Annotated in this window: 6 protein-coding genes; 1 reads left to right on the top strand and 5 read right to left on the bottom strand. The window is 40.5% G+C overall.

Annotated elements, in window-relative coordinates; all coding sequences use genetic code 11:
* The first annotated feature begins 319 nt into the window (after positions 1 to 319).
* A complete protein-coding gene (gene gfa / locus Q1K78_RS13590) occupies positions 320 to 883 on the top strand; it encodes an S-(hydroxymethyl)glutathione synthase (protein ID WP_300179791.1) in 564 nt (187 codons plus the stop codon).
* Positions 884 to 980: 97 nt separating this feature from the next.
* Here gfa and Q1K78_RS13585 read toward each other — a convergent pair whose 3' ends face one another.
* The 5 genes from Q1K78_RS13585 to ltnD all read right to left on the bottom strand — a co-directional run bounded on the left by Q1K78_RS13585 (position 981) and on the right by ltnD (position 6,111).
* A complete protein-coding gene (locus tag Q1K78_RS13585) occupies positions 981 to 2,435 on the bottom strand; it encodes an SLC13 family permease (RefSeq protein WP_300179788.1) in 1,455 nt (484 codons plus the stop codon).
* A gap of 106 nt (positions 2,436 to 2,541) precedes the next feature.
* Positions 2,542 to 3,318, bottom strand: a complete 777-nt coding sequence (otnI, locus tag Q1K78_RS13580; RefSeq protein WP_017021027.1) for a 2-oxo-tetronate isomerase — start codon at positions 3,316 to 3,318, stop codon at positions 2,542 to 2,544.
* On the bottom strand, positions 3,318 to 3,950 hold the full coding sequence (locus tag Q1K78_RS13575; RefSeq protein ID WP_300179783.1) for an aldolase: 633 nt from the start codon (positions 3,948 to 3,950) through the stop codon (positions 3,318 to 3,320). The genes otnI and Q1K78_RS13575 overlap by 1 nt, the downstream gene beginning before the upstream one ends.
* Positions 3,947 to 5,203: a 3-oxo-tetronate kinase gene (otnK, locus tag Q1K78_RS13570; protein WP_300179780.1), complete on the bottom strand. Its 1,257-nt coding sequence runs from the start codon at positions 5,201 to 5,203 to the stop codon at positions 3,947 to 3,949. The genes Q1K78_RS13575 and otnK overlap by 4 nt, the downstream gene beginning before the upstream one ends.
* Before the next feature lie 2 nt (positions 5,204 to 5,205).
* Positions 5,206 to 6,111, bottom strand: coding sequence for an L-threonate dehydrogenase (gene ltnD, locus Q1K78_RS13565; RefSeq protein WP_300179777.1), 906 nt, complete (start codon positions 6,109 to 6,111; stop codon positions 5,206 to 5,208).
* Positions 6,112 to 6,113 lie beyond the last annotated feature (2 nt).

Raw genomic sequence — 6,113 nt, 5'->3', positions numbered from 1 at the left:
CGAATAAACGAATAAACGAATAAACGAATAAACGAATAAACGAATAAACGAATAAACGAATAATAACAATAACTTACCAAATCTTACACTAATAAATCAACCAAAAATAAAGGATAGTACGCATGAGTAAGCAATGACTATTACTTAACTGTAATAATGTATTACTGTTTTACTTATTGTGTCTGAGGCGATAAAAGAGAAAAATATCTTTCATCGTTTGAGCGCTCAAATAACGAAAACAACTAAATAAAATATTGATAAAGGTTCACGCTTGAACATTACACTGCAAAAAATACTGAATGTATTTACAGGAAAAAAGATGACTATTACAACACTACACCCTGCAATTGATAACGGCTTCGCAGCTACTGATGAAAACTTCCAAGGCGGAACATTACACTGCCAATGTAAAGAAAATAAAGTAGCCGTTAAGCTAACAACTCAAACTGCACATAACCACGCATGTGGCTGTTCTAAATGCTGGAAACCAGAAGGCGCGATCTTCTCTCAAGTAGCAGTAATTTCACGTGATAACGTTGAAGTCATTGCGAACGCAGATAAATTAGTGGTTATCGATGAAGCAGCAACAATCAAACGTCACGCTTGTAAAGAATGTGGTACTCACATGTACGGTCGTATTGATAACCAAGATCACCCATTCTTTGGTTTAGATTTCGTTCATACTGAATTGTCTGAAGATGCAGGTTTCTCTGCACCACAATTCGCTGCATTTGTTTCATCTATTATCGAAACAGGTACTGATCCTAAAGACATGGATGCTATCCGTGCTCGCTTTGAAGAACTAGGCCTTCCTACTTACGATTGCCTATCTCCAGCACTAATGGATGCAATTGCAACTCACATTGCTGCACAAAATAAATAAGTTTACTCTTATTTATAATTGCTAAATAAAAAATCCGACCCATCTAAGGTGAGTCGGATTTCTTTTTATGGTGCTTTATATAAATAGACCTTATCGATTAATTAGCAGTAACCACCTTTACTTGTTTTTTTTCTTTTGCTTTTAACCAGAACATAATGACGGCTAATACGCCGAATGGAACCAATGGGTCAATCATTGTCCCCCCTTTACCAAACACAAGATTCAATATCATGATGATACTTGCACCAATCGCCCACGCTATCGTAGAAGAAACTGACCAGATTTTGATTTGGTCTGCAAGTTCAGTAATCCCTAATGTACGGTTGATAATATGAAAGTATGAGTCGTTCAAGTGTGAAAATCCAACGGGACCAACAGCACAAGCTAGCGCAACAAATACAGGATCAAGACCCAATGTTTCAACTAGTGGTAAGGTCATTGTCGCCGCAACCATCATAGATGCTGTCGCCGAACCTTGGATAATTCGTAACATCGAAGCGATAGCTAAAGGAACAAGTAGAGGAGGAATACCACTGCTTGCAATCGCCTCAGCCACTTGTGGCCCTGCACCTGATGCTTTTAATACCGCTCCCATCGCACCACCACAGCCAGTAACAATCAGAATTAATCCCGTAGTAGATAATGCGTCATCCATGGAACCAACCATATCTTTACGTTCGATATGACGAGTTAACCCATAAAGCGCCATCAATACACCAAGGCCAACAGCAACAACTGGGTTGCCAAGTAACTCAAGTACCTGATACGGCATTGAGTCGCCTTTTCCGATGATGGTATTCACTAAGATCAATGCAATCGGAATTAAAATTGGACCAAAAGATAAGAAGTTACTTGGCAGTTCTTTGTCGTCAGTTTCTTTTACTTTCTCAAGATTTGCCCAATCGGCTTGATTTGTTATCCACATATCACCATTTGGTACACGATAATATTCTTTACCTACTCGACGAATATAAATCATTGAAAGTAACATCATTGGGATTGAAACAATCAAACCCCACATCATGTAAACACCAAGATCAACGCCTAGGATCCCAGCAACCGCAACAGGTCCCGGCGTTGGCGGCACAAGAGCATGAGTAATAAGAAGACCAAGTGCTAACGTCACACCAAGCCCCACAGCCGATTTACCCGTATCTCGTGAAATTGCGCGAACAAGAGAATGCAAAATGATGTAGGCAGAATCACAAAAAACAGGAATGGCAACAAGCACACCGGTAAAACCTAACGCAAGATCTTCGCGACCTTTACCACACAGTTTTACAAACGTTTTTGCCATTCGTACCGCGGCACCAGAGCGTTCAAAACACGCCCCCATAATCACACCAAACGCAATGATAAGACCGATACCACCAAGTACACCACCAAAGCCCGCTTGGATTGAGTTAATTAATTCTGTTGGTGCCATTCCTGCGAACAACCCCATAATGATACTTGCGATTATCATTGCTAATGCGACAGGAATTCGTGTTTTTATTATCATTCCCATCATGGCTAAAATGCCAATTACGATACCAATTAATGCTCCGTCCATTGTCTCATTCCTTTTGTTTCTTATTGTATTGTTGTGTAGGGTTCAGTGATTTATCGGCTATTAATAAATCACTGCTATTTGCTTTGTTTTTTATCGTTTGAAAAGGTTATAAGTAAGGTTTTACCCAACCTAATCCTTCTTCTGTTGTATTTCTTGGGTTGTATTCACACCCGATCCAATCTTGATAACCACTCTCATCCAACACCGTAAATAAGTGTGGATAATTTAGCTCACCTTCTGATGGCTCGTGTCTTTCTGGTACTGATGCAATTTGAACATGTCCGATAAATGGGGCGACTTCTTTTATTAATGTACTTAAATCACCGTCCATGATTTGTGCATGGTAAAGATCCAATTGCAATTTCACATTTGGACGATCCACTTGTTTAATTAACGCGACTGCTTCACGTTGATGAGCAACAAAATAATGAGGAACATCACGATTGTTTAGCGGCTCAATCATCAACTGAATGCCATGCTCTGCAAACTTATCTGCCGCATAACGAATATTTGAAATGAACGTTGCTGTATGTTGCTCACGAGTGTAATTTGTATCGATAAGGCCTGACATTGCGTGAACCTTTCGACAGTTCAGTACTTCTGCGTACAATAACGCGGCATCAACACTCTGCTTGAATTCATCTTCACGACCCGGAATAGCAGCAAAACCACGTTCACCTGCATCCCAATCACCTGGAGGCATATTAAAAAGTGCTTGTTCAAAACCAAACATCTGCATTTTTTCAGCAAGTGCTTCTGCTTCAAATGCGTATGGAAATAAATACTCTACCGCTTTAAAACCTGCGCTGTGGGCTTTTTCAAATCGTTCCAAAAAATCGACTTCTGTAAATAACATCGTGAGATTTGCTGCAAATTTGGCCATTACTTTCCTCTCCCTTTTAAATCATCAACTTCTTTATCTGTAAGGTAACGAATCACTTTGTCTTTTAATAAAAAAGCTAACTTTGCTGTTTCTTCTAACTCTTCAGCATTATCTACAGCATCAACAAAATCAGTTCCTGTCACTACAGGGCCATGATTTGCCAGTAAGAACGCTCGGTAATCACTCGCTCTTTTTGCTAATTCTTCTGCAATTTTAGGCTCTCCCGGACGTAAATACGGGATCACAGGCAGCTGACCAATTCTCATCACGTAATAAGGGGTAAATGGTTGAATCGCATTCTCAGGATCTAACCCTTCTAAACAGGAAAGCGCCGTTAAATAGGTAGAATGTAAGTGGACTATCGCATTACATTGCAAATTATTACGATAAATAGCTAAGTGAAATGCCACTTCTTTTGACGGTTTTTTCCCTGAAATATGATGACCATCCACATCCACCACTGACAGTTCTTCTGCCACTAAACGACCAAATGATGATCCTGTTGGCGTAGCAAGAAAATGACCATTAGGTAATTTGAGCGATAAATTACCAGCACCACCCGTTGCATAGCCTCGCTCAAACATAGAGCGAGCTAACTCAACCATTTGGTCTCTGAGTTGTTGTTCTGTCATAAGAAAAATCCTTGTGCTTTAGCGAAGAAGTTTTCATCTCCGAAGTTTCCAGATTTCAAAGCCAACGATAATGTGCCATCAAGAGATTTTACCCATGGCACTCCGGGAGCGATTTGAGGACCAATATGAAATCCTTTAACGGCAAGGCTTTGTGTCACAACCCCAGAGGTTTCACCACCTGCAACAATAAAGTTCTTAACCCCATTCGACTGCAATTGAATGGCTAGTTCACTAAAGAATTGCTCTACCGCGTGACTTGAATCATGGGCCCCGAATTCTTCTTGAATCGCCTTTAATGTTGCAGTATCTGCTGTTGCATACACTAAGGGAGCCAACTCTGCGTGGTTGTTTGTCATTACCCAATCAAAGACATCATTTACGTATTGTTTATTGGTTAGACACGCCTTTACATCAATCGAAAGATGGGACGCTTTCTCTTTATAGAAATTAACTTGCTGGTTGGTCATTACAGAGCACGAACCAGAGAACACCACGGTTGGTGCTTTCACCGGGTACCCTTTCTGTTTGGCGTCACTTTGATCCGTTAAATTCTCAACCCAGTTTTTGGCAATACCAGCAGCTAAACCCGATCCTCCAGTAATTAACTTAAATGATTTAGCGGCTTGGCCTAGAGTAACAAGATGCTCTGTAGTAAATGCATCCACCACCGCATAGGTATGACCTTGTGTTTTTAGCTCATCAAAACGAGCTATTGTTACATCAACACCCTGCTCTATCGTCTGGAAATTAACTAGACCTGATGTCCCTTTAGATTGACCATCCATTAAACGAATAATGTTTGAATCCGTCATTGGTGTTACTGGGTGATTTCGCATTCCTGAAGCACTTAATAACTCACCAAATACAAATAAATGACCGTTGTAGACCGTACGTCCATTCACAGGAAGTGCCGGACATACCAAAGTAAAGTCATCACCTAGTTCAGCTAACAATGCATCCGTTACTGGCCCTATATTTCCTTTATTTGTGCTATCAAACGTTGAGCAATATTTAAAATAAAACTGTTGGCAGCCTTGAGATTGAAGCCATTTCAACGCAGAGACAGATTCTGAAATTGCCAAATCTACAGGGCAAGAGCGAGATTTAAGACTAATAACAACCGCGTCTGCCGTTGCATCAATATCGCCTGTTGGAATGCCGTTTAATTGAATCGTACTCATGCCATTTTCTACAAGAAAACCCGCGATGTCCGTTGCACCAGTAAAATCGTCAGCAATAACTCCTAATAACATACTTACTTCTCCACACCCGGTAAGTCGATACCTTTAAATATTTTAATCACAGCACTGTCGTCTTCTTTACCAAAGCCTTCATTACTCGCACTAACAAACATGTTCAGAGCAGTACTTGACAATGGTAATGGAAACTGAAGATCTTTCGCTGTATCAGACACTAAATTCAAATCTTTAACAAAAATATCAACCATTGATTTTGGTGAATAATCACCATCAACCACATGCTTCATACGGTTTTCAAACATCCACGAATTGCCCGCGGCATTCGTTACAACGTCGTACATTAAATCCAAAGGGATATTCGCTCGAGCCGCTAACGCCATCGCTTCAGCACCTGCAGCAATATGCACACCAGCAAGTAATTGGTGAATAATTTTAACCGTTGCACCTAACCCAATCTCTTCACCGATGTTATAGACTTTCGAAGCTGTTGCTTCTAATACGGGCTCTAACTTATCAAACGCTTCTTTAGAACCAGAAGCCATAATCGTCATTTCTCCCACTTCCGCTTTAATTGCACCACCAGAGACTGGCGCATCAAGCATAATGAGTTGGTATTCTTTTAATTTTGCTTCGATTTGTTTCGCATCATCCGCAGCAATCGTCGCAGATACCATAACCGCCGTATTTGGTTTTAACGCCGCAGCAAAGCCAGAATCAAATAACACCGCGTTTACTTGATTTGCATTAACAACAAGAATTAACACTGCATCCAATTTATCCGCAAATTCAAGGACATTAGTTGAAACCGCTTTCGCCCCCTTACTTTTAAGAACCTCCAAAGCGTGTGTATTTAAGTCAATACCATACACATCAAGCCCAGCACGAATACAAGAGTTTGCAGCTCCCATACCCATAGAACCTAAACCAATAACGCCAACCGATTGAGCTTTTTGATTTTCCATAA

It is taken from the genome of uncultured Aliivibrio sp. (genome assembly GCF_946479765.1).
Classification (GTDB): domain Bacteria; phylum Pseudomonadota; class Gammaproteobacteria; order Enterobacterales; family Vibrionaceae; genus Aliivibrio.
Note: the sequence above shows the minus strand (reverse complement) of the source record. Positions and strands in the feature narration are given on the sequence as shown.